The following is a 23,210-nucleotide window of genomic DNA, read 5'->3' on the forward strand; positions in this document are numbered from 1 at the left end:
CTACAAATTATCTACTAACTAAAGTATAGTGTTCAACTGAATCAATCACAATCATCTTGCTTAAGAATCACTTATCAATGGCGTTGCTTGTTCCAAGTAATTTATCGTTTTTGATTTGCTTTGGATCTTGGTTTTGTTCAGTGGTTTGCTTACTATCACTGTTTTTTGCTTCATTTGGAGTGTTTTGATTTTTATTCTCGGCATGATCCGATGACTTCTTGTCAGAATCGCCATGGACTGATTTGAGAATCTTATTAAGCCAATTCTTCATGTTACTTCCCCCTCATCTACTTCTCACCTTATTATAGTATAGTGGGTTTTGATTGTAATGAAAGTTAACTAATTTATAAAGAATTGTGATAGGCCAACTACGAAGCGGGCTTTTTGCTTGCTTTTGTTTCGGAAATTAAATAGAATTAAAGTACATATTAACTTACTTTTTGTGAGTAAAGGGAGAGAGATTAAATGAAAACAGTTGACGTAATTTTAGGTAGTGCCAGATCTAATTCTAGTGGTGCCGGAATTTTTAACTTTTTAAAGAAGAACGCAAAAGAACTTGAGTCTGACAACGAGGTCAAGTTGAACTTTATTGATATTGGTGATTTAGACTTACCAATCTTCAATGAGCCACTTCCACCAATGGGTGATCCTGACCGGAAACTAACGGGGGCCCCCAAGAAGTGGATTGATAACATCAAGGCTGGTGACGGTTATCTATTTATTGAACCAGTCTATGACAACGGTCTTTCTGGTGCGTTTAAGAACGCCCTTGATTACATCGGCTTTGAAACGGCTGACAAGCCTGCCCGAATTGTTTCGTATTCTAGCAGTACCTTGTCTGGTCAAGCTTCGGCTTTAGGCATCCTTCCCACTTTATCCATGTTGGGAATGGTAATGCTGCCACACATGACCATGATTGGCCACATTGACGACAACTTTGAAAAGGATGGCAATTTTGTAAGTAATGCGCCATCAGTGGAATATTACTCCCAGCAGTTAAAGGATGCCGTAAGTGACATTGCTTCTTACACCAAGCTTTTAGGTAATTAGGTTTATAAGTAAATACGCAAAAGGAGCACTTCATTTTTTTGAAGTGCTCCTTTTTTTATTGAAAAATCATCTGCAAGACGATCAGGATAATCGAGATCAAGAAGACCGCTGTGATTATGTACTTGAAGAGTTTGTTAATCTTATTACTTCCCTCGGGGAAGAGCCACAAGATTAAGATTAAAAGGACATTTAGACCAATTCCCACCCATGGATTGGGATGAAAAAAGGTTAAGACCATTAGTAACACCAAAATCACTAGTTCAAGTAGTTCCTTAAAGACTGTCAATTCAAGTAACCCCCTTTCTGTTTTACTAAAAACACCAAATCCGAGTAGACGTGGAGGTCTCTCAATAGATTTGGTGCACAGGTATGTTTTTAAAATGGCAAAAGAGATTGATTGGTACTTCTCATTACCGAACTAATTATACCATTGCGTTAAAACAAAAGCGAGATTATTTTTAATTATTTTAGATGGTTGACAAGTACTGGCGATTAAGGCTGATTTAAACGGTCTAAGTATCAACTAATAATGGATTATCATTAATCAGTACATTCAACAAAGTTAATTAATTAAGAGCCAAGTTATATTACGTTCGAGGATTTTTCTGATGCGATGATTGTTAAACATGTAACTATTAAAAAGTTAGTTAAAATTTGACAAAAATGTTTAACTTTCCCATTGTATCAACACATACCCGCTTTTACAAATTATCAACCTTTGAACGATTTGACAAAATTTGTGAAACAGTTATCATTATTGACGTACGACTAGGAAACTTTTTCTAGTCGGTTAAAATGCTTGTTATAAATTGCGAAACCCCGTACGATATGGGTGGTTAAATCGTTTAACCATAAGCATGAATAACAATTCTTAAGGAGGATTATTATGAAATCTGCAATTGAAGTGAACTCTGAAATTGGGCAGCTGAAGTCTGTCTTAATGCACAGGCCTGGAAAAGAGATTGAAAATGTCATTCCGGATACCATGAAGCAGATGTTGTTTGATGACATTCCGTATCAAAAAATCGCTGACAAAGAGCACGATTATTTTACCAATCTACTCCGTGATCATGGAGTGGAGGTTGTGTACATCGAGGATTTGTTGGAAGACATCTTGAAAAAGGATGACGTAAGGGATGATTTTGAGTCAACTTACCTAAGTGAACACTACTACACGGGTAGTTCGGCAGAGGACATCAAACGCTACTTTGAGAGTCTCTCGATTCACGACCTGGTCAGTACGATTTATGCCGGCCTAAGACGAGATAAAATTCATTTTACTCACCCAAGTTTGCACGACGTGGCCGGGACGAACGCTTTTGATCCTTTCCTACTGGATCCACTACCAAATGCGTACTTTACCAGGGATCCGCAAGCTTCGATGGGATCTGGTTTAACGATTAACCACATGACTTTTGAGGCGCGGCGTCCGGAGTCACTCATCACGGAGTACGTGATGAAGTATCATCCACGGTTTGCCGGAAAAGTTGACGTTTGGCTGGACCGCTATAATGATGCTCGGATTGAGGGTGGTGACGAACTCGTTTTAAACGATCACGTCATGGCAATTGGTTGCTCACAACGAACCTCAACTCGTTCGATTGAAAAACTGGCTCACAAACTTTTTGAAGATCCCAAGTCACATTTTGACACAATCGTGGCGGTTCAAATTCCGCATAACCATGCCATGATGCATCTAGATACGGTCTTCACCATGGTCAACTACGACCAATTTACCGTATATCCAGGGATCATGAACGGTGGTAAGATGAATATTAACATCCTTCATCCCGGAAAAAACAATACCATCAACATGGAACATCGTGAAAGTCTGCCGGATACACTCAAAGAAGTTCTTGGATTATCTGAGATTGACATGATGGAGACCGGCGATGGTGACCCAGTTGCCGCTCCACGTGAACAGTGGAACGATGGGTCAAATAACTTGGCAATTGCCCCTGGGGAAGTGGTCACATACGATCGCAACACAATCACGATTGATGTAATGCGGAAACACGGTATTACCGTTTACGAGATTTTGTCTTCAGAACTATCGCGTGGCCGTGGTGGAGCTCGTTGTATGTCACAACCAATCATTCGTGAACCACTTGATAAAAATAATTAGAGGGGGAGCAAATTAAATGAGTACATTACTAGAGGAATTAAAATCAATGCAGGGACGTTCTTTTTTAAAGGAGTCTGATTTTACACCAGCCCAGATTGAAGCTTTGATTGATTTTGCCATTAACTTGAAAAATGAACACAAGAAGTACGGCAAGGTGACCAAGTATTTACACGACAAGGACCTGGTGCTCTTGTTTCAAAAGACTTCGACCAGAACCAGACTCTCGTTTGAACTTGGTGGTGACGACTTAGGCGGAAACACGGCCTACATTGATCCAACCTCAAGTCAGTTCGGCAAAAAGGAATCGGTGGAAGACTCCGCGCGAGTCTTTGGCGAACTGGCTGACGGAATTGAGTACCGGGGCTTTGAACAATCCGACATGGAAATCATGGCCAAGTACTCGGGAGTCCCCGTTTGGAACGGTCTTTCAAACGAGTGGCATCCCACTCAAATGATTGCTGACTTCATGACCGTGAAGGAAAACTTCGGTCACTTAAAGGGGCTCACGTTGACCTTTGTTGGTGACGGGCGAAATAACGTGGCCAATTCTTTACTAGTGACTGGTTCGATGCTAGGTGTGAACGTTCACATCGTGGCTCCCGACGAACTGCACCCCGAAAAAGCAGTCGTCGATTTGGCCGAAAAGTACGCCAAGGAATCAGGAGCACACTTCATGATTACCTCTGACATTGACAAGGGGGTCAAGGACTCTAACATCATCTACACCGATGTCTGGGTGTCAATGGGTGAAAACAACTGGCAACAACGAATTGACCAACTACTACCATACCAAGTCAACATGGACTTAATGAAGAAGACGGGCACCCCTGACGATGAATTGATTTTCATGCACTGTCTGCCAGCCTTTCATGACGGCAACACCACCACTGCTAAAGAGGCAGTTAAAAAATACAAGGGCCTAAACAGTCCCGAAATGGAAGTAACCGACGAGGTCTTTAGAAGTCCTTACGGGCGCCAGTTCGTTGAGGCCGGTAACCGTAAGCACTCGATCATGGCAATTATGGCCGCCACTTTAGGCGACTTAAGTATGTACAACGAAAATTAAATTTTACTAAAGCATAAATAGGATTATCAATGAGACAATCATGTCCTAAATTAGGATTTGAGAGGATTGCGTAAATTATATGGGAAATAAAAAGGGAGTTTCATTATTTGGATTAATCATGCTGGTCATTAGTTCCGCGATTGGCGCTGGAATTTATAATGCCAGTGAACAGATTGCGGCAGCGGCCACTCCGGGACCCGCGCTCGTTGCGTGGATTATTACTGGAGTCGGAATTTTTGCACTAGCAATGAGTTTGAAGTCTCTAAGTGAGGATAAACCAGAACTGACTGGAATTTCCGATTTTGCCAGAGATGGATTTGGTGACTTTGCTGGATTTCTATCGGGCTGGGGATACTGGCTATCGGCATGGCTTGGTAATATTGCGTTTGCCACCATGATGATGTCAGCGATCGGTTATTTCTTTCCGGTTTTTCGATCAGGCAACTCAATTCAAGCGGTAATCATTGCGTCGGTATTCACGTGGCTACTCACGTGGTTAGTAACGATGGGGATTGAGAACGCGGCTTTCATCAATACCATTATCACCGTAATAAAAATAATTCCCTTGGTTGCTTTCGCAATCTTAGGAATTGTCTTATTCAAAGCTAACGTTTTCACCGCCCACTTCTGGGCTAATTTTAGTACTAACTTCACGTATAGTCCGGCGACGACAATGGGGGTATTTGATCAAGTCAAAGGCTGTATCATCACCACCATGTGGATCTTCATCGGGATTGAAGGTGCCACGATGATGGCAGGACGCGCTAAGAAGCGTTCTGATGCGGCCAAGGCGACCATTATTGGCACCATCTCACTCTTGATCATCAACATCGTGATTGCGATGCTACCATATGGTTACTTACCCCAAGCCAAACTAGCTAAGTTGAGCAACCCGGCCCTGACCTACGTTGTTAAAGATATGATTGGACCAATAGGTGCGGCTTTTGTCAGTATCTCACTTATAATCACCATGGTCGGTGCCCTCCTGTCATGGACCATGCTTCCGGTTGAAGCGACGTCACAACTAGCTGATCAGAAGCTACTACCCCGGTGGTTCGGTTACTTAAACAAGCACAATTCACCTTCACACTCATTGTGGTTAACTCAGATTTTGGTACAAATTGTTTTGATTTCGTTACTATTTACCGATCAGGCGTACAACCTGGCAATCTCGTTGTGTACGGCAGCGATTGTGATTTGTTACGCGCTGGTTGGTGCCGATCAAATTAAGGCTGGACTGCAGGCTCATTCGGTCAAGAAAATGATGCCAGGAATCCTAGCTCTATTGTTTGAAGTTGTCGGAATCGCAGTGGCGGGACTACAATTCTTGTGGTTATGCTCAATTGCATACGTTCTAGGCTTTGGTTTCTACATCAAAGCGATCAAGAATCAAGGACGCAAAATTACAACCTTTGAATGGATCATGATGGCATTGATAACGATTGCTGCCATTGGGGCGGTAATTGCTCTATTTATGGGAAAGATAGGAGTGTCGTAAATGAAGAGAATCGTGATAGCTCTAGGTGGCAATGCGATTTTAACCGATGATCCAACTGCAAAAGGGCAAAGAGAAGCTTTAAAAAAAACCACGAAAAAAATCGTGAAGTTCGTGCGTAATTCAACTGAGAACCTTCAGTTAGTGATTACTCACGGCAATGGCCCGCAGGTTGGAAACTTGTTACTCCAAGAACTAAACGGTAGCACGAAGGAAAATCCGCCAATGCCACTTGACGTGGTTGGAGCGATGACTCAAGGTGAGTTAGGACTGTGGATTGGGGATGCCCTCTCAGACAATGATATGACTAGTTCAACCATTGTCACGCGGGTATTAGTCAATCCCAATGATCCAGCGTTTAAGGATCCAACCAAACCCATCGGTCCGTTTTACGCGGACGTTAATTCCGTCTTAATGAAACATCCGGACTGGAAATTTGCCGAAGATGCCGGTCGCGGATTCAGGCGGGTTGTTCCATCGCCTCATCCCATCAGCATTTTAGAAGCCAAGCAGATTAGCACCCTGGTTGACAGTGGGTTCACTGTCATTGCTGGTGGTGGTGGCGGCGTTCCGGTCGTCATGACCGATGACGGGGACGTCGAAGGCGTGGAAGCCGTGATTGATAAAGACTTTACGGCTTCACTAATCGGACAAATGGTGAACGCCGACCAGTTAATTATCCTGACGGGCATTGACCAGGCGGCCATTAATTTCGGACGGCCTAATCAAAGAGAACTGGGACACGTGTCGCTTGACGAACTGGACATGTATCTAAAACAAGGTCAGTTTGGTAAGGGTTCAATGGAACCCAAGATTCAAGCGGCGATGCAGTTTGTGAAAAACACCGGCAAGGAAGCCGTGATTACGTCATTAGACAACGTTGCCGATTTTGAGGAAAATGGTCGAGCAACGGTCATTAAAAAATAACGACTGAAGAAATCACCCGATGACTATGAACTAGTCTTTGGGTGATTTTTAGTTGTTATTAAGTGATTCAACGGGACTATAACCATTTTTCCAATTTGATATTAGCATTTAAGAACGAAATGTCAAAGATTATTCTTATCTAGTTAGAGGTAATCCAATGTCGTGATTAGTCTTTAAAACAAAAAGTTCCCTTGCAACTATCAAAAATAGTTGCAAGGGAACTTCATGGTACTTGTGGGTCATAACCATCAAATAGAAAGGAGTAGTGCATCTTGTTTGAAAACTACCGCCTACGCGGTACAAACATAGTATATCATACATGATAAAAATGTCTATCTTTATTTATTTTATGTGATTGAATGGTAGCACAATTAACGCCGGCTTTAACATAAACTTCACATGCATATCGCTATTAACGTTTAGTTGAATTTGTTATGCTTTAGACGTATATAGGAGGTTTCAATTATGAAGATTATGATTATTGGTGGAACCGGAAGAGTCGGTTCTGACCTAGTAAAACAATTTCAAAAAAACACTGACGATTCGGTTACCATTGCGGCTCGTCATCCCGAAGAAGTCAAGTTTGTGGACACCGTTGAGGAACGTCCCAAAATTAACACCATGAAGTTTAGCATCGTCGACATGAGTGTTAACGCAATGGCCGACGCAATGAAGGGCTTTGATGCCATCTACTTCACCGCTGGATCTGGTGGACACAACGTGGTCCTAGTTGACAGTTACGGAGCCATCAAGACCATGCAGGCCGCCGAAAAAGCTGGCGTCAAACGTTACATCATGCTCAGTTCAGCCTTTGCGCTTCAACCAGACCAATGGGAAGGAAAGAAACACTACGCCAAGTTGCAGGATTACCAGGCTGCTAAGTTCATGGCCGACCACTGGTTAATTCATGATACTGACTTGAATTACACTATTTTACAACCGGGTTCCTTGCTTGAGACCCCTGGAACCGGCGAAGTAACCTTTAATGATGACAAGCCTGGTTCGAACTCAATCAACGACGTTTCACAGGTCTTGTTTGACGTTTTAAATAACCAACATGCCTTTGACAAGGTAATCATCATGCACAGTGGTGACATGAGTATCGAAACCGCACTTAACAATTTAAAATAGTTAGGGAGAATTAAGATGGCTGTTAAAGATAAAGTAGTTGTAATTACGGGAGCTTCTAGTGGAATTGGTGAAGCAACCGCCAAGTTATTGGCAAAAAACGGCGCCAAGGTCGTGCTGGGCGCTAGAAGAGAGGATCGCTTACGTGCGATTCAGGAAGATATCGAAGCTGACGGTGGCGTGGCTGCCATTCAGAAGACCGATGTCACCAAACTCGATGAGGTCAGAAACCTGGCGTCCGCTGCGGTTGACCAGTTTGGTCGCATCGACGTTTGGATGAACAATGCTGGTGTGATGCCCCAATCACCACTGATTAAGGGTGACGTCAAGGGTTGGAATCTCATGATTGACGTCAATATCAGGGGTGTTTTGTATGGCATTACCGCTTCCCTTGATACGATGCGTGGTCAAGGTAGCGGTCAGTACATCAACACCGCTTCGGTGGCGGCCCATACTTCTGGAATTAACAGTGGGGTGTACAGTGCCACAAAGGCGGCCGTGAAGATGATTAGTGATTCACTCCGAGAGGAAGAGGCTAAGGCTAAGTCTGGTATTCGGGTGACTATGATTTCACCCGGCGCGGTAGCCACCGAATTGCCCAATCACATTACCGATCCAGACATCAAGAAGCAGTTTGAGTCATACGATTTGACGCCGCTTAGTCCCAAACGGATTGCGCAATCCATCCTGTACGCCATTGACATGCCCAAGGATGCCTCGGTCAACGAAATCGTGATTCGACCAACCGATCAGGTTTAGGGTTAACGCATATGAAACTAGATGTGTCAAAGCACGTTCTACGGGATGGTTCGTTTTTAATCATCGCCATCCTGTCAATCATGCAGTTTGCGCGCTACGTCTACACCCAGGAGTATTTGCGTTCGGCTAAGTACCTGGTGCTGTTTTTGATTACCGTTTTAATGTATGGACTAGTTCCAGATCAAGTCCTGCAGTCGATTGTCAATCTGATTATGATTGGGCTGCTCCTGATTTTTACGTGGTACGACGAACGCATTGATAAACAACGAGAAAAGAAATAAATTAATTAGACTAGTTGTTGGTTTTAACCGATAATTAGTCTTTTTTTACGGGAAAATTAACCAATCCGTGAACCATTTCCGCGATGAAGGTTGAAATTGTTAATGTTTAATACTATTATTATAAAAAACAGGTTGTTCGAATTTTGTTATCTGACAATATCCGAACATTGCATATAAAATGGAGGAGAAAGTTCGATGAATTACTATCTAATCATTAACATCATTGGGGTCGCCGTGTTCCTCGGAATTGCCTTTTTGTTTTCTAAGGATCACAAGCACGTCAACTGGCGATCGGTTATCGTCGTTTTAGTCTTAAACCTAGTCATCGCGTTTCTCCTTACTCGCTTTAGTTTGGGTCGAGACGCTGTCAAGGGGGCCGCTGAAGGATTCAACTGGATCGTGCAGGTTGCCTACACTGGGATTGCCTTCGCGCTTCCTAACTGGGTGCACGTCAAACAGATGAACTTTGTTACTTCAGCACTGCTTCCAATCCTAATGATTGTTCCGTTGTTTGATATCCTTACATACTTTGGGATCTTACCATTTATCATTAAATGGATCGGAATTGCGTTATCAAAGGTCACGGGACAACCAAAGTTCGAATCATTTTACGCCGTTGAAATGATGTTTCTGGGAAACACGGAAGCCCTAGCTGTTTCTAGTCTGCAACTCAAGAAATTATCCAGTGAACGACTCTTGACAGTTGCCATGATGTCGATGTCTTGTATCACCGCTGCGATCGTTGGTTCTTACACCCAGATGATTCCTGGGCAATACGTTTTAACCGCGATTCCGCTTAACATCTTGAACGCCATCATCGTGACCTCACTACTGAACCCCGTTCACGTTACTCCTGAAGAAGACACAATTGCGACGATGACGGAACCCTCAGAACAAGTGGCTGAAGAGACGGTTGCTGATAAGCCGGAAAAACCCAAGAAAGAACCGTTCTTCTCATTTTTGGGTGACTCAATCTTAGGTGCCGGTAAACTGGTATTAATCATCGCTGCTAACGTCATTGCCTTCGTGGCCCTTGCTAACTTAATTAGTAAGTTACTGGGACTCATTAATCCTTGGTTGTCACTTCAACACTTACTTGGAATCGTAATGTTCCCATTTGCATGGCTGATGGGGATGGACGTTAACCACGCCTTCCAGTTTGCTCAATACATGGGAACCAAGTTAGTGACCAACGAATTCGTGGTCATGGGTGCCATTGCTCCCCATATCAACAACTTACACATTTTCCCAGCTCACTACCAAGCCCAACTCTGTGTCTTTTTAACTTCCTTTGCCAACTTCAGTACCGTTGGCATGGTTATCGGATGTCTGAAAGGCTTAGTCAGTCGGGAAAAGAACGACGTTATTTCCAGAAATGTTGGATACTTAATCTTATCCGGAATCTTGGTATCATTACTCTCGGCTGGAATCGTTGGATTATTCGTTTGGTAATTATTAAATAAAATTCATGACACTTCTGATTTAATTCAGAGGTGTTTTTTGTTGTCTAGTTATAAATACGTAAGTTTAGCGAAACTTAATTTTAGTATGATACACTGAACGTAAATAATTAGGGGATGAGAATTTGAAACGAATCCATCCAAAGCTAAAGATTCGTTGGCTCGCCATCGTCTTGGTGCTAATCTCGGGGATCGTCGCCGTAACCTTTACCCATTTCGACGCACCAATGTACAAACAGACGGTGGCTCGAGTCGTAAACGTGCACAACTACGGTCGCACTTCACAAACTGATGAATTTAAGAATCATGACTACCAAGAAAATCAGAAACTGACCCTCAAGGTCTTAAACGGAGAATACAAGGGCAAGACGATTACCGCTAACAACCAGTATTCTGGTGCCGGGGCGACCGACATGAAGTATCATGCTGGCCAACAGGTCTTTATCCACGTCGCTAACAAGAACTTAAAGCCCTCGTCGATTTTGATCAATGGCTTTAAGCGGGACACCGCGGTCGTCTTCTTAATCTGGCTAACGGTGATGCTGTTGCTGGTGATTTTGAAGTTCAGTGGCTCCATGGCGCTTTTAAGTATCATCATCAACGCGGTCCTGTTCTTTTTGGCGGTCTCAATTGACGTGGGGACGAGCTTTAATCCGTTCATCTTGTTTGCCATCTTGTCGGTAATTTTCACGATTGTCACCGCCATTTTGATTTTTGGCGTGTCAAAGGAGACGGTCGTGACGATTTCGTCCACGATTCTAGGAACCGCGGTCGCGATTCTGATAGCGTTCATTGTCCTGTCGGTCACGCACGAGCGGGGCATGAACTTTGAGATGATGGACTACGTGACCCAAAAACGACTGCCAATCTACTTCGTCGGTTGTATGATTGGGTCGTTGGGGGCCATCATGGACCTCTCAGCCGATATCACGTCCAGCCTGTTTGCGGTTTACGAGGAAGACCACAGTCTTTCGTTCTTGAAACTCTTAAAGAATGGTCAAAACATCGGGCGGTCAATCATGGGACCGTTGATTAACGTCTTGTTCCTTATCTTCGTTGCTGGGACTTTTCCAATGATGGTGCTGTTTTTAAGAAACGGCAATAGCTGGGGCTACTCGTTCTCAATGATTATGTCACTTGGAATCATTCAAAGTCTGATTAGTGCGATTGGAATCACGCTGACGGTGCCGATTACCAGCCTGATTGCGAGTGCGCTTTGTGAAATGAAGGTGATTAAATGAGTACCATGACCGTCTTATTAATCATTCTCTTTTTCGCAATGCTACTGGCGGGTGGTTCCAAGGGTTTCGTGGCCTTTATTGGTCTTTTGTGTAACTTTGGTTTGGTCTTCATGTCCGTCGTTTTGATTGCGTTTGGCATTCCATACCTCTGGGTCACACTGGTTAACGCCGTCATTATCCTCGTCATTACAATTTACTTCGGTAATGAACAGGGTCGGAACGCCGACGTGGCGTTTGTGACCTCATTAATCGTGGTGGCAATCGTAATTGCGTTGATCATTCCGGTGGAACATTGGGCGCAGGTGCAAGGCTTTGGACCCGAGAATACCGAGGATTTAGAAGGGATGTCACTCTTAATCGGCGTGAAATTCCTAAACGTTTCGTGTGCGATGACGATTCTGAGTTGTCTGGGAGCAGTGGCCGAAGCGGCCGTTGCCATGGCCACTGGTTTAGTCGAGATTCAGGACCATAACATCAAGATTTCTGATAAGGACTTCAGTTATATCGGAGTTTCGATTGGAAAAGAAATTGTTGGAACGGCCTTTAACACCCTGTTTTTTAGTTTCTACGGGGAGTTAGTTGGCTTGTTCATCTGGTTTGCGCGTTTGCACTACAGTATCGGCATGGTCATGAACGACAAGATTTTTGCGTCGGAGTTAATCATGACGTTGATTTCCGCCATTGGAGTGGTTCTGACCATTCCCGTGACCATTGCGGTGATGCTGTATCTGAAACATCGCAAGTTGAAGAAAGTGAAACAGGATTAAGTGATTTGTGAACTTTATCCTTTACAACTCGCGATTTCTGTGGTTAAATTAATGCAAAATAAGAAAGGGATGAAACCAATGACAACGATTACTATGAACTATCAAAATACTTACTGTTGCTGTACTTGTTACATGTAGGTCAGCGTTCGTAGTTTTAGATGCGGGTGTTGATCAAACGCCTGTATCTAAGTGTAGTAATTTTGTGCTCAGTTAGATACAACATTTTGTTAGTCTAGCTGAGATTGGTGAATTCCAACTCAATCGAATATACTAATCTACTCTATTTACGTGGAAAAAAAGGATCAGTTAGGCTAACTTTATGGATAGTCTAACTGATTTTTTTAATTGTTTCGTTTAACGAGGTTTTGGCAGAAACAGGATTATTTAGTTGAAAGGGAGAAATAGGATGAAGAAAAGATATTGGATTACCGCTTTAGTCGCAATTATCGTGATTTTATTTGGATATACGTTTGTGTATCGGCCGTATCAGAAGGCCCATGCACCACAGTCAAACAAGAAAACCATCACTTTAGCAAGTTCACCCGGTCCTTACAGTGACCTGTTTATGAAGGGCATCAAACCCATTCTTGAAAAAGACGGGTACAAGGTAAAAAATAAATCATTCTCCGTCTTACTGAATGCCGACATGGCATTAAACCAGGGTCAGGTTGACTTAAACGTTGAACAACACGGCGCCTACATGAATAACTTTAATAAGGAAAATCACGGAAACTTGGTTTCATTAACCAAGGTGCCAACGATTCCAACTGGGATTTATCCCGCTAAAAAGCATAGCTTAAAGGACGTTAAGAAGGGTGACACGGTTGCCATTCCAAACGATCCATCCAACATGTCACGGGCTTTTCTAGTAATGGAAAAAGCCGGTTGGATTAAGCTGAAGAAAGGCGTGGATCCCATCAAGGCCACTAAAAATGACATCATCGACAACAAGTACGACCTGAAGTTTGACGAGATGGATTCGGCCAACGAACCACGTTCCAGAAACAGCGTGGACTACGCCATCATCCCTGGTTCTGACACTTACGGAGCCAAGATTCCCGCTAGTTCAATGCTTTTGAAGGAAAATCCACAGAGTCAGTATATGCTACTAGCCGTTGTAAACAAAAAGAATGAGCACACCAAGTGGGCTCAGGACGTCAAGAAGGCTTACAACTCCAAACAGTTCATGAATTACATGAAGAAACACAATCAGGACCATGAGTGGGAAATTCCTGAGAAATAATTGAACACTGTGTCTAAAAATACGATCAAATCCTCCCAATGTTTGGAGGATTTTTTTGTTTCACGTGAAGCTTATTCCACACAAAAACAGGTCAACCTCACAGTTGGCCTGTTTTTTCTAAGTATTGCCAATCCTACTTGTTATCTTTGTTCAAAGCGATGTTCTTAAGGGCTTCAAAAGCATCGATGTCGATTTCTTCAGTAGTATTGTTGTTGAAGGTAACTTGGTATGAAATGATGTTACCTTCTGATTCGCGGGGATGGATTGAGTTCACGTTGTTCACGTTAATCAAACGACCGTCGCCAGTTTCTACTAATCCAGAAAAGTTCATGTTTTTCACCTCCTTACTAGTATTATTACATATGACGCGCCAAAAGATAACTAATAACACGCTCAAATTGCCGTTAAATTGGGAATTTATTGCCTTTTGTTAATTTCATGATTTACATTAAAAAGACTTAATAAATTAAGCAAGCGTTTTTATTGCAACCGTTTTCATATGGGAGTATATTAGGGTCAACAAAAGAATTAAGTACTTTTGGGAGGAAGAAATTATGACAGATGTAAAGAAAATTCCTGCAGCAGTAGCAATGCTTAAAGTTATTGAATCATATGGCGTTAAGGACGTTTATGGATACCCTGGTGGTTCCATTAACTCAACGCTTGCTGCGCTCGATCAAGAAAAAGATAACATTAATTACGTACAAATTCGACACGAACAGGTTGGGGCATTAACGGCCGCTGCTCACGCTAAACTCACTGGTAAAATCGGGGTGGCCTTTGGATCAGCTGGTCCTGGTGCGGTCAACTTACTAAACGGTTTGTATGACGCTAAGGAAGACCACGCTCCAGTGCTTGCCATCGTTGGCCAAGTTGGTCACGACAACATGAACTATAATTACTTCCAAGAATTTCCAGAGACCCCAATGTTCTCTGACGTTTCGGTTTATGACCGTATCGTAATGACTCCTGAAAGTTTGCCACACGTTGTTGACCGTGCGATTCACGAAGCATACGCAAAGAAAGGTGTTGCCGTAGTTGTCATTCCAAATGACTTCGGTTTTGACGAAATTCCAGATGTTCCGTACAGTTCTGCATCAAAGACTTACGACAAGCCAGCTCCAGAACCAGTCGCAACTGATGACGAAGTAAATCAAGCCCTTAAGATGATTAAGAACGCTAAACGTCCAGTGCTTCACGTTGGTCGTGGAATCAAGGGCAACGGCGACAAGTTAATCGAACTTTCAAAGAAACTCCAGATTCCAGTTATTATGGACGGATTAGCTTTAGGCTACGTTGACGCCAACTACGAAGCTAACCTAGGAACCGCCAACCGTGCCGCATCAAAGGCCGCTGACGAAATCTTAAGTACCGCTGACCTAGTTATCGCCATTGGTGGTGACTTCCCATTCGCTAAATCAGTTTATGCAAGTCACAAATTCGCTTACATCCAAGTTGATGACTCTCAAATCCAACTTGGTCGTCACCACGAAGTTGACCTCCCAATCTGGTCTGACGCGGGCTCATTTGTTGACAAGGCATTGGCTCAAAGTGAAAAAGTTGCTCCAAGTCCATTCTACAAGGCTGCCGTTGCTGACCAAGCTAACTGGATGGAGTACATTCACAAGATGTTAAACATTGGTAGTGACGAGACCGATGAGAGTAATGGTAGTTTCATGGAAGAATTCAAGGACTTTGGTAAGCACTTGAAGGACACCATGACTAACGCTAACTCAACCATGCCAGTTGCCCCAATCTACAAACAAATTAACCGAGTAGCCGACAAAGATGCCGTCTTCTCAATCGACGTTGGTGACAACATCATCAACAGTTTCAGATACTTGGACATTCAACCAACTAACAAGTGGGTCATCTCCGCATTGTTTGCAACGATGGGTTCTGGACTTCCTGGTGCCATTGCTGCTAAGAAAGCTTACCCAGATCGTCAAGTCTTCAACATTGCCGGTGACGGTGCCCTTTCAATGGTTATCCAAGACCTCGTAACTTTGACGAAGTATCAACTTCCAGTTATTAACGTGGTTACTTCAAACGAAGACTTAGGCTTCATCGAAGGTGAACAAGAAGATTTACCAATGCAATTCTTCGGACTTCAACTTCAAGGTCAAAGCTTTGAATTGATCGCTAAGGGAATGGGAATTGACGCTACAACTGTTCATAATGTTTCTGAACTTCCTGCTGCATTTGACAAGGCCGTTAAGGTTACCAAAGCTGGTCACCCATTCTTGATTGACGCAAAGATTAACCAAGACCGTGGACTTCCAGTTGAAGATTTGATCGTTAAGATTGAAAATGGTCAAATTGTTGAAACCATCAGTCCAAACTACAAGAAGGACAAGAATGACAACAAGACTTACACATTACCAGAATTCTTCGCAGAATATGGTGGTGAAGGCTTGTTACCACTTAAGGACTTCTTCGATAAATACGATGTTCAACTTTAATAAGTATGAAAAAGAGCTCTCATTGAGAGCTCTTTTTTGTGGGCAAATAGAGGATGTAAAAACTTGAGCAAATTCCTCAGCTCACGGCGATTTAATGGTATGATGAAAGTAATCACAAGAGGATATCGGAGATGAAATATAATGAGTTTTAAAGGATTTGTTAATTGGTTTTTAGTTGTTTTTTGGATTGTGACTTTCGTGGTATTAGCCATGGGTTTCAGTATGGTCTCAATGTACATGATGGTGATCGGAATGCTGATTCACAGTTTAAATTGTGTCTTGGGAGATAAAATTTAAAGGAGGAATTAGATGTTTAAACCAATTTTATTGATTATCGCAGTGATTGCCTTAATCATTGCCTGTTATTTGTATTGGACGAATCGCGGTCGGGCTGACGATAAAAGTTATATCAAGAGCTGGACGTACTGCTTCTTTGTCGTATGTATGCTGGTTGCTGTTGTAACTTTTGCCGTCGCCACCAGAAACATTTTGTCAGTTGCTGGCTTTGTGATTGCCTTCGTCCTGTTTGTTTACTACTTGGTTCGCTACTTTATGGCTGCTTTAGGTAAAGGATACAGTTGGGATCAGACGGTCTTCATTAAGTATTTTAGAAGAGCCGTGTATGCACTACTTGCGACTTTGATCTTCTTCATTGCGTTCTATTGCTCATCAAATAACCAGTTGGATATGTTGCATCATCGAGAAATCACTTCACATCTCCAGATGAAGCATAAGAAGACGCATAAGGAAAAGATGAGAATGGAGAAGAAGGATAAGAAAACGGAAATGAAATAGTTGTTGAGGAGTCTGAAGTGCTATATAAAAGTTAGACACTTTATATAAATTTATACAATTTCAAGGATTCATATCGGTATTTAATTGATGTGAGTCTTTTTATTATCCGAAATTCGTTTCAAACATTATCGGTTTAAGAAATGGGAATAACTTTTAATGAGAGAATTATCGTGAAAATTTTTATGTTACGTACTTTGTTGGTAGTGGTGACACTTAATCCATCTACTATAGTCATAAGTGTGATAATGAAAGTCTTGATCATAATGAATTAAAGGACGAACCCACCTCGAAAATTGATTACTAAGGTTATGTAACATAACATAAACTAATTCATAGTTAAGCGTTTGACTGATTGACGTAGCTAAAAATTCATCAATGGATTGTTGTAACGCCTCATTAGAATCCAATAATTCACTTGAGTAATATCAATATGAAGTACGACAGGACACTACATTATCAATGATGATTAGATCTATATTATTAATGGTAGTTTAAAAATTTCTAATTATAGAGGAGATGTTACTCTTGTTAATAATTTCAATATCGATATAGTAGTTTACATTAAAAATACCGCGCTTTTTTTATCAAGAATATGCTTAATAAAATTTGTGATGGTTATTGACTTATTTAAGTTAATTTACATTCTACTAAAATTTAATAATTAGATATTTATAAAATATCATAATATTAATATAAGGAGATCAGTAATGTTGAATAATATGTCTAGTGAGATAAAAAAGACTTTGGATGGACTTAACTCAACAATATCAAATGTTTTTTTGTTGATTGTTTTATTAGTTACTTTTGGCTTTAATGGTTTTATTACAATATCTAAAAAAATAAATCCATTTTTCCAAATTAAAATAAGTATTTTAAAATTTATGAATTCGAATAATTTAATTATTAATACTATATTACTTTTAGTGACAGTAATAATTTTAATATTTTACTTAGTAATCGGAATTTCATTTTTTATTAATGTTCATAGAGCTAAAAATGGATATAAGGGAACATTAGATCAAAAACCAGACAATAAATGTATAGAACGATTAAGTGCAGAACAATATCTAAAATACTTATATAATTTTAGTAAATTAATATTTTCATTATTAATCATAGGATTAATAATTATTATTGGAACAAGGATTAGTTTAATTTATATTGTAAGTTATTTTAAGTGGGATCTTATTTGTTTTCTTATACTTTTTTTACTTTCAATATACTTTGCTGGGATAAATATAAAAAACTTTTTCTGGAGAAATATAACATATAAAAAAAATGAGTGATATGACTTCCTTAAGTTGGACAAAAAATTCAATTTAAGGATTCACATCAAAAGACATTCTTTTTAGTTTTACTTTTTATTCTATATGGTATAATCATCACTATAAAAAATTTCATTTTTACGTATGAAGAGAGATGATACTACATGAAAGTGGTTAATTGTAATAATTTCAAAGTGAACTTTGAAACATACATGGATCAGGTTATGAAGGATTATGAAGAAGTTACCATTCATTGTGAGAATGGTGATTCGGCGGTGCTCGTTTCAAAAAAGAAATATGATAGCATGATCGAGAATCTGTTTGTCTTAGGAAATGGTGATAATTTGAAGTTCTTGGAACATTCGAAGAAGCAATTGAAAAATGGAAAAACGAATCATTTGAAATAATAGTTAATTTAACATAATTATGCTGTATAATAACAAATGAAGATTATGCAATCAACTCATCGATTTAATAGGGCTGATGAGTAAGAGTTTGTTAGTTTATTGCTGATGAATTCGTTTGTCTTTAGCATTAAAAAATGCAGCTTCCATTTAGGAAGCTGCACTTTTTAATTATCGTGTCTGTTTAAACGGTCAAATAACATATCTATTAATCGAATGATTAAATGTGATAAAGTACTAATCGTGATAGATACGATAATAAATAACAAGTAATACATGATTTCACCAGTGGGAACAGTTAGATTTTCGGTAAATCATTTCCCACTCTAATTATTATACAGTATAATTGACTTATTATCTGGTTAGGTTATAATATATTCATAACAAGTAATACATGATCACCGGTTTTCGGTAGGATTGATGATCGAGAGCTTATCGGTTTGTCGCTGATGAGCTCTTTTTTTATCCATCAATAAATTCACATAAAAAGGCTGAAACCTAAATTGGTTCCAGCCTTTTTGGTACTATAGGTCTCGCTAATGTGGAGACATTGACAAGATGGTGCCATTCCCACTAACGCAGGGAGCCTCGTTACTTCTATAATACCATTTCAATTTAATTAAATAAATGCCGTAATGGCGGAAGCAAAGACAATGAGAACTAACCCGAGGTAGGTCAGAGTCATTTCCTTTGGCGTCTTCTTCTGGTGCAAGAAGTAAATCCCGGTCAGAGTGGAAACGAGGACGGCTAGTTGACCCAGAACGTTGGCAGTGGCCAAACCGTTCATGTCAGGTTGAGCTGAGATTAAGTACATTAACATACCAAAGCCTTGCGATAATCCAGCGAGAATGTTCTTGTATGAAACGGATTGAATGAAGACATTTTCGTCTTTTAGGTTCCACAAATCGTAAATCACGGCACAGAGTACCATTCCGATAGCCTGGGGAAGAAACGCATGGTTTCCGTCCATGGCTTGCATGTTTGGCAATAAAGATTTCATTGATGGCATGATGACCACCTGTGGAGCGGCTGAGTAAACTAAGTATCCCAGGGCACCAATCAGCTGAAAGATCGTAGCTTTCTTTAAAGCACCCTTATTGGTGGATTCTGGGTTTTGGACCCAAGCGGTGAGAGTCGCACCAAGGATTACGATAACTAGGGCAGTAAATCCTAAGACTTTTCCGATAATGCCAGTCCAGTCGCCTAGAACAAAGACTCCCCAAAGCGACGTCAGGATCAGCTGAAAGGCCGTGGTAATCGGCATTACTCGTGATGATCCAACTAATTTAAAACCCTTGAACTGCATGATCTGACCAAAGCCCCAGCCAAGTCCGGAAATAATCCCAAAGGTGGTGCTGATCCAGCCAGGAAGGGCTAATCCTTCAATGAAAAACAGGACGACCGCAAAGACTAAGGTTCCAAGGGTGGCACCTAAGATTTGGTTGGCGGGTTTTCCACCCACCTTCGAAGCAATCGTTGGGAAAAGTCCCCAACCGACCATTGGTCCTAAACCAATTAATATCGCTAGCCAATTCATAATAATAACCTCCTAAAGTGTGTGAATGAATTTTTGAAACGCTGCGGTCCCCTGGTCATCGAGCTTGAAGACCCCGGCGTTTTCCAAGACGTGCATAAAGGTAATCCCGACTTCTTTGTCAATCACGTCCTGGACGTTGTCGGGATTGAGTTGGTAACTTTGTTTGATCTGGTTGGCCCAGGCAACGTGATAATCCGCGATGTCGTTAGGCTGACCAAGTAGATACTTCTTGACCTCGGCCAGTTCGGATTTCAGACGAGCGGGCAAGATGGCACGTCCCATCACCTCAATCAGGCCAATGTTTTCCTTTTTGATGTGTTGGTATTCGGCGTGGGGATGAAAAATGCCATCGGGATACTTCTTGGACGTCTGGTTATCACGCAGAACCACGTAGACCTCAAACTGTCCCTGCTCGTTCATACGGACAATCGGTGTGACCGTGTGATGCGGTGTCCCGTTTGTTTCGGCACGCACGTCGACGGACGGGTCCGAATACTTGCGCCATTCATTTAAGATATGGGTCGCAAAATCAATTAGTTCCTGTTTATCGGTCCCAGTCAGGCGAATCGTCGACATCGGCCAGTTTAAGACCTCGGCCTTAACGTCTGGATACTGGTCCAGGTCAAAGGTGAACCGGGTCTGTGCTTTCATCATTGGGAAGGTGTGATAGCCGCCCTGGTAGTGTTCGTGACTCAGAATTGAACCACCCACGATTGGCAGATCTGCATTACTCCCCATAAAGTACGCAGGGAACATCGAAACAATTTCAGTTAAGTTGAAAAACGTCTGCGCACTAATTTTCATCGGCTCGTGAACCTCATCCAAAAAGATGCAGTGCTGATCAAAGTAGGAGTACGGTGAATACTGAAAGCCCCACGGGTTCCCGCCGACTAAAACATCAATGATGCGGTGATTAACCCGCACCGGAATTTGCGAATTACCGTAGTAACCCTCGGTTTGAGCGCACAGGTTACATTCTGGATAACCAAAGTGAGTGTTTTGACCCGCCTTGGCAATGTCCTTGGGGTCCTTCTCCGGTTTCGACAAGTTAATCGTGATTTCCAGATCCCCAAACTTGGTGTCAATGTCCCAGAGCAGGTTCTTCTTGATGCGAGCGGTTTTAATGTAGTTATTTTGTTGACTTAAATTGTAAAAATAGTTTGTGGCCCGGTCGGGAGATTGCTGATACAGGTTCCAGAACTTGTCATTGACTGCACTTGGAAGCGGGGTGTAGAGATTAGTCAGTTCCGCCTCTAATAGTTCACGGTTTTTGAGGGTATCGTCAATTTGACTATTCTTAATGGCCACGTCGATTAACTGGTCGACCGTTACCAATAATTGGTCAGATAAGTTCGGATTGGACACGTTCTTTTCACCAACCAAATGGTAAAGATAATTTATGAGATACGTGCGATCCGTGGGTCGGTACGTTTGTCCGGTATCAATGACCTGGTCCGCGTAATGTTCAACGAGATTTTCCATGTTGTTCACCTCACCTAAATCTGGATTTCTTTAGGGCCATCCGAGATGTTGGCGATGTAGAAGTCAGCGTCGTAGCCGAAGCGGTAGTTGTAGGTGTCACCAACGTTTTTGGTGAAGTTTGCGACTTGGTCAGATGGAACGATTGCAATCGCACACCCACCGAAGCCAGCACCGATCATTCGCGATCCAACGGCGCCGTTCTTCCAAGCTTCATGAACTAGCGTATCCAAGTTCGGACCAGTGACTTCGTAGTCGTATTCAAGGGAAATGTGAGATGCGTTCACCAGTCGACCAAATTCAGCAATGGCGTTGTTGCGTAAAGCCTTCACGGCTCTTAAGGTTCGTTGATTTTCGGAAACCGCATGACGGGCTCGTTTCAACAACGTTGCGTCATTAATGGTGTAGGTGTACTCGTCGAATTCATCATTTGACATGGCACCAAACGAGGAGAAGTCGGCCACCTTGTTGACGAGTTTTAAGGCGTCTTCACACTGTTGGCGGCGCTCGTTGTACTTGGAATCTTTGAGGCCCCGTTTCTTGTTGGTGTTCATGATGACGATTTTATCGTTTCCGAGTTTAATCGGAACGAACTCGCTCTTCATCGTGTTGGTATCGAGCAGAATGGCCGTGTCTTTTTTGCCCATCTCAACGGCGTACTGGTCCATGATGCCAGAGTTAACGCCAATGTCAGTGTTTTCAACGTGCTGTCCGAGTTTGGCTAGTTCTGGTCCCGAGAAGACGTCGTTAAACTGGTCGTTTAAAATCTTGCCAAACAGCATCTCAATGGAAGCAGAGGATGATAGCCCCGACTCGTCCGGTAAAGTGCCGTAAATTAGAATGTTAAAACCATGATCCAGCTTGTGACCCTTGTCGGCAAAGGCCTTAAACATCCCTTTGGGATAGTTAATCCAGCCATCATCGTGGTTAATGGTTAGGTCGTCGATTTGAAACGAGTTGACTCCCGTATCCGGGAAGTTCTCCGAATAGATGTTGACCTTTTTATCGTTAGTCGGGGTAACCACGGCGTACGTTCCGAGGCTAATGGCACACGGAAAGACGTGACCACCGTTGTAATCGGTGTGTTCCCCGATCAGGTTGATTCGGCCAGGCGCGAAATACGCCTTGGTCGGTTCCTGTTGATACAAGTTTTGAAATTTATCCTTTAAATTACTAATGATTTTGTTAGTTGAAGTTATTTTCTCGGTCATTTAAAACATCTCCTTAGAAATCATTTTATTTGTAGTGATTTCTATTTTGAGAGTAAGCGTTTTCATATGGTAAGTCAAGATTTTTATTCTGTAAAATAATTGTTTGACTTAATTGTGATAGAAGGGTGAACAGGTGGAATTTGTAGATAATTGCGAATTATAATTTGTTTGTTAATAAAGATAGAAAAACAACAACAATGTGAAAGAATTTACATTATTGTTGTTTTAAAGAAATTAATGTGGTATTCTTATCATATTAAAAGTTATATTAGTTTGCTGTTTGTGAGATCAGAGAATTGACGGTTGGTGTGAGTCATGCAGGACAGTTAAATGAATTACTTAAATTAAATAATAAATGTAAGCAATACTAGTCAATTCTTACATTAATGAGTGTGGATATATTTATTATCCAAATTTGGGTGGTACCGCGCAAATTGCGTCCCTGTAGTTTTTCTACAGGGACGTTTTTTATTTAGTATTAAGTAAACTTTTAATATAAAACATTAAGTTATTTC

At 41.6% G+C, this 23,210-nt stretch carries 23 protein-coding genes; 17 read left to right on the top strand and 6 right to left on the bottom strand.

What is annotated here, in order from left to right; genetic code table 11:
* Window positions 1–67: 67 nt before the first annotated feature.
* Window positions 68–271 carry a hypothetical protein gene (locus AC6UD4_RS06435; protein ID WP_500694184.1) on the bottom strand — a complete coding sequence of 68 codons (204 nt, stop codon included), beginning with the start codon at window positions 269–271 and terminating at the stop codon, window positions 68–70.
* A 194-nt stretch (window positions 272–465) separates the two neighbouring features.
* Between AC6UD4_RS06435 and AC6UD4_RS06440 the strand changes: the two genes are divergently transcribed.
* Complete coding sequence (locus tag AC6UD4_RS06440; protein WP_500694183.1) at window positions 466–1,050, top strand: NADPH-dependent FMN reductase; 585 nt, start codon at window positions 466–468, stop codon at window positions 1,048–1,050.
* A 55-nt stretch (window positions 1,051–1,105) separates the two neighbouring features.
* On the opposite strand, the gene AC6UD4_RS06445 is transcribed toward AC6UD4_RS06440, so the two are convergent.
* Complete coding sequence (locus tag AC6UD4_RS06445; protein WP_500694182.1) at window positions 1,106–1,336, bottom strand: hypothetical protein; 231 nt, start codon at window positions 1,334–1,336, stop codon at window positions 1,106–1,108.
* 600 nt (window positions 1,337–1,936) lie between these two features.
* On the opposite strand from AC6UD4_RS06445, the gene AC6UD4_RS06450 reads away from it, so the two are divergent.
* The 11 genes from AC6UD4_RS06450 (at window position 1,937) to AC6UD4_RS06500 (ending at window position 13,542) form a co-directional block, all read left to right on the top strand.
* On the top strand, window positions 1,937–3,175 hold the full coding sequence (locus AC6UD4_RS06450; RefSeq protein WP_500694181.1) for an arginine deiminase: 1,239 nt from the start codon (window positions 1,937–1,939) through the stop codon (window positions 3,173–3,175).
* A 16-nt stretch (window positions 3,176–3,191) separates the two neighbouring features.
* Window positions 3,192–4,241 (top strand): ornithine carbamoyltransferase, encoded by a 1,050-nt coding sequence (argF, locus tag AC6UD4_RS06455; protein WP_500694180.1) that lies wholly within the window; start codon window positions 3,192–3,194, stop codon window positions 4,239–4,241.
* 79 nt (window positions 4,242–4,320) lie between these two features.
* Entirely contained in the window at window positions 4,321–5,739 is a 1,419-nt protein-coding gene (locus tag AC6UD4_RS06460) for a basic amino acid/polyamine antiporter (RefSeq protein WP_500694179.1), read from the top strand.
* The gene (gene arcC / locus AC6UD4_RS06465; RefSeq protein ID WP_500694178.1) at window positions 5,740–6,663 is read left to right on the top strand and encodes a carbamate kinase; all 924 of its coding nucleotides are present in this window, start codon (window positions 5,740–5,742) and stop codon (window positions 6,661–6,663) included.
* 465 nt (window positions 6,664–7,128) lie between these two features.
* Window positions 7,129–7,794: an SDR family oxidoreductase gene (locus tag AC6UD4_RS06470; RefSeq protein WP_500694177.1), complete on the top strand. Its 666-nt coding sequence runs from the start codon at window positions 7,129–7,131 to the stop codon at window positions 7,792–7,794.
* 15 nt (window positions 7,795–7,809) lie between these two features.
* A complete protein-coding gene (locus AC6UD4_RS06475; RefSeq protein WP_500694176.1) occupies window positions 7,810–8,550 on the top strand; it encodes an SDR family oxidoreductase in 741 nt (246 codons plus the stop codon).
* An 11-nt stretch (window positions 8,551–8,561) separates the two neighbouring features.
* Window positions 8,562–8,831 carry a hypothetical protein gene (locus tag AC6UD4_RS06480; protein WP_500694175.1) on the top strand — a complete coding sequence of 90 codons (270 nt, stop codon included), beginning with the start codon at window positions 8,562–8,564 and terminating at the stop codon, window positions 8,829–8,831.
* 195 nt (window positions 8,832–9,026) lie between these two features.
* Window positions 9,027–10,283, top strand: coding sequence for a NupC/NupG family nucleoside CNT transporter (locus tag AC6UD4_RS06485; protein WP_500694174.1), 1,257 nt, complete (start codon window positions 9,027–9,029; stop codon window positions 10,281–10,283).
* A 133-nt stretch (window positions 10,284–10,416) separates the two neighbouring features.
* Window positions 10,417–11,532 carry a YibE/F family protein gene (locus tag AC6UD4_RS06490; RefSeq protein WP_500694173.1) on the top strand — a complete coding sequence of 372 codons (1,116 nt, stop codon included), beginning with the start codon at window positions 10,417–10,419 and terminating at the stop codon, window positions 11,530–11,532.
* Window positions 11,529–12,299: a YibE/F family protein gene (locus tag AC6UD4_RS06495; RefSeq protein WP_500694172.1), complete on the top strand. Its 771-nt coding sequence runs from the start codon at window positions 11,529–11,531 to the stop codon at window positions 12,297–12,299. Before AC6UD4_RS06490 ends, AC6UD4_RS06495 begins: the two co-directional genes overlap by 4 nt.
* Before the next feature lie 406 nt (window positions 12,300–12,705).
* Window positions 12,706–13,542: a MetQ/NlpA family ABC transporter substrate-binding protein gene (locus tag AC6UD4_RS06500; protein ID WP_500694171.1), complete on the top strand. Its 837-nt coding sequence runs from the start codon at window positions 12,706–12,708 to the stop codon at window positions 13,540–13,542.
* 133 nt (window positions 13,543–13,675) lie between these two features.
* Here AC6UD4_RS06500 and AC6UD4_RS06505 read toward each other — a convergent pair whose 3' ends face one another.
* Window positions 13,676–13,873, bottom strand: coding sequence for a hypothetical protein (locus tag AC6UD4_RS06505; RefSeq protein WP_500694170.1), 198 nt, complete (start codon window positions 13,871–13,873; stop codon window positions 13,676–13,678).
* 223 nt (window positions 13,874–14,096) lie between these two features.
* Between AC6UD4_RS06505 and AC6UD4_RS06510 the strand changes: the two genes are divergently transcribed.
* The 5 genes from AC6UD4_RS06510 to AC6UD4_RS06530 all read left to right on the top strand — a co-directional run bounded on the left by AC6UD4_RS06510 (window position 14,097) and on the right by AC6UD4_RS06530 (window position 18,471).
* On the top strand, window positions 14,097–16,004 hold the full coding sequence (locus AC6UD4_RS06510; RefSeq protein WP_500694169.1) for a thiamine pyrophosphate-dependent enzyme: 1,908 nt from the start codon (window positions 14,097–14,099) through the stop codon (window positions 16,002–16,004).
* Window positions 16,005–16,145: 141 nt separating this feature from the next.
* Complete coding sequence (locus AC6UD4_RS06515) at window positions 16,146–16,301, top strand: hypothetical protein (RefSeq protein ID WP_500694168.1); 156 nt, start codon at window positions 16,146–16,148, stop codon at window positions 16,299–16,301.
* Window positions 16,302–16,313: 12 nt separating this feature from the next.
* Window positions 16,314–16,799, top strand: a complete 486-nt coding sequence (locus AC6UD4_RS06520; RefSeq protein ID WP_500694167.1) for a hypothetical protein — start codon at window positions 16,314–16,316, stop codon at window positions 16,797–16,799.
* Between the two features lie 707 nt (window positions 16,800–17,506).
* Window positions 17,507–18,085, top strand: coding sequence for a hypothetical protein (locus tag AC6UD4_RS06525; RefSeq protein WP_500694166.1), 579 nt, complete (start codon window positions 17,507–17,509; stop codon window positions 18,083–18,085).
* A gap of 143 nt (window positions 18,086–18,228) precedes the next feature.
* Complete coding sequence (locus AC6UD4_RS06530) at window positions 18,229–18,471, top strand: type II toxin-antitoxin system Phd/YefM family antitoxin (RefSeq protein WP_500694165.1); 243 nt, start codon at window positions 18,229–18,231, stop codon at window positions 18,469–18,471.
* 616 nt (window positions 18,472–19,087) lie between these two features.
* Here AC6UD4_RS06530 and rbsU read toward each other — a convergent pair.
* From rbsU to AC6UD4_RS06545, 3 genes are read right to left on the bottom strand one after another with little or no spacing between them, the layout of a single operon-like run.
* Window positions 19,088–20,005, bottom strand: coding sequence for a ribose/proton symporter RbsU (rbsU, locus tag AC6UD4_RS06535; protein ID WP_500694164.1), 918 nt, complete (start codon window positions 20,003–20,005; stop codon window positions 19,088–19,090).
* Window positions 20,006–20,017: 12 nt separating this feature from the next.
* Complete coding sequence (galT, locus tag AC6UD4_RS06540; RefSeq protein WP_500694163.1) at window positions 20,018–21,487, bottom strand: UDP-glucose--hexose-1-phosphate uridylyltransferase; 1,470 nt, start codon at window positions 21,485–21,487, stop codon at window positions 20,018–20,020.
* Between the two features lie 14 nt (window positions 21,488–21,501).
* Window positions 21,502–22,695 (bottom strand): galactokinase, encoded by a 1,194-nt coding sequence (locus AC6UD4_RS06545; RefSeq protein WP_500694162.1) that lies wholly within the window; start codon window positions 22,693–22,695, stop codon window positions 21,502–21,504.
* Between the last annotated feature and the right edge of the window lie 515 nt (window positions 22,696–23,210).

The sequence above is a fragment of the Fructilactobacillus sp. X3R5C2 genome, from assembly GCF_059901175.1.

Excerpts from the sequence above, each read along its gene's own strand:
- AC6UD4_RS06435 (WP_500694184.1), bottom strand. The coding sequence starts at position 271 with ATGAAGAATTGGCTTAATAAGATTCTCAAATCAGTCCATGGCGATTCT.
- AC6UD4_RS06440 (WP_500694183.1), top strand. The coding sequence starts at position 466 with ATGAAAACAGTTGACGTAATTTTAGGTAGTGCCAGATCTAATTCTAGT.
- AC6UD4_RS06450 (WP_500694181.1), top strand. The coding sequence starts at position 1,937 with ATGAAATCTGCAATTGAAGTGAACTCTGAAATTGGGCAGCTGAAGTCT.
- argF (WP_500694180.1), top strand. The coding sequence starts at position 3,192 with ATGAGTACATTACTAGAGGAATTAAAATCAATGCAGGGACGTTCTTTT.
- AC6UD4_RS06460 (WP_500694179.1), top strand. The coding sequence starts at position 4,321 with ATGGGAAATAAAAAGGGAGTTTCATTATTTGGATTAATCATGCTGGTC.
- arcC (WP_500694178.1), top strand. The coding sequence starts at position 5,740 with ATGAAGAGAATCGTGATAGCTCTAGGTGGCAATGCGATTTTAACCGAT.
- AC6UD4_RS06470 (WP_500694177.1), top strand. The coding sequence starts at position 7,129 with ATGAAGATTATGATTATTGGTGGAACCGGAAGAGTCGGTTCTGACCTA.
- AC6UD4_RS06475 (WP_500694176.1), top strand. The coding sequence starts at position 7,810 with ATGGCTGTTAAAGATAAAGTAGTTGTAATTACGGGAGCTTCTAGTGGA.
- AC6UD4_RS06480 (WP_500694175.1), top strand. The coding sequence starts at position 8,562 with ATGAAACTAGATGTGTCAAAGCACGTTCTACGGGATGGTTCGTTTTTA.
- AC6UD4_RS06485 (WP_500694174.1), top strand. The coding sequence starts at position 9,027 with ATGAATTACTATCTAATCATTAACATCATTGGGGTCGCCGTGTTCCTC.
- AC6UD4_RS06495 (WP_500694172.1), top strand. The coding sequence starts at position 11,529 with ATGAGTACCATGACCGTCTTATTAATCATTCTCTTTTTCGCAATGCTA.
- AC6UD4_RS06500 (WP_500694171.1), top strand. The coding sequence starts at position 12,706 with ATGAAGAAAAGATATTGGATTACCGCTTTAGTCGCAATTATCGTGATT.
- AC6UD4_RS06505 (WP_500694170.1), bottom strand. The coding sequence starts at position 13,873 with ATGAACTTTTCTGGATTAGTAGAAACTGGCGACGGTCGTTTGATTAAC.
- AC6UD4_RS06510 (WP_500694169.1), top strand. The coding sequence starts at position 14,097 with ATGACAGATGTAAAGAAAATTCCTGCAGCAGTAGCAATGCTTAAAGTT.
- AC6UD4_RS06515 (WP_500694168.1), top strand. The coding sequence starts at position 16,146 with ATGAGTTTTAAAGGATTTGTTAATTGGTTTTTAGTTGTTTTTTGGATT.
- AC6UD4_RS06520 (WP_500694167.1), top strand. The coding sequence starts at position 16,314 with ATGTTTAAACCAATTTTATTGATTATCGCAGTGATTGCCTTAATCATT.
- AC6UD4_RS06525 (WP_500694166.1), top strand. The coding sequence starts at position 17,507 with ATGTTGAATAATATGTCTAGTGAGATAAAAAAGACTTTGGATGGACTT.
- AC6UD4_RS06530 (WP_500694165.1), top strand. The coding sequence starts at position 18,229 with ATGAAAGTGGTTAATTGTAATAATTTCAAAGTGAACTTTGAAACATAC.
- rbsU (WP_500694164.1), bottom strand. The coding sequence starts at position 20,005 with ATGAATTGGCTAGCGATATTAATTGGTTTAGGACCAATGGTCGGTTGG.
- galT (WP_500694163.1), bottom strand. The coding sequence starts at position 21,487 with ATGGAAAATCTCGTTGAACATTACGCGGACCAGGTCATTGATACCGGA.
- AC6UD4_RS06545 (WP_500694162.1), bottom strand. The coding sequence starts at position 22,695 with ATGACCGAGAAAATAACTTCAACTAACAAAATCATTAGTAATTTAAAG.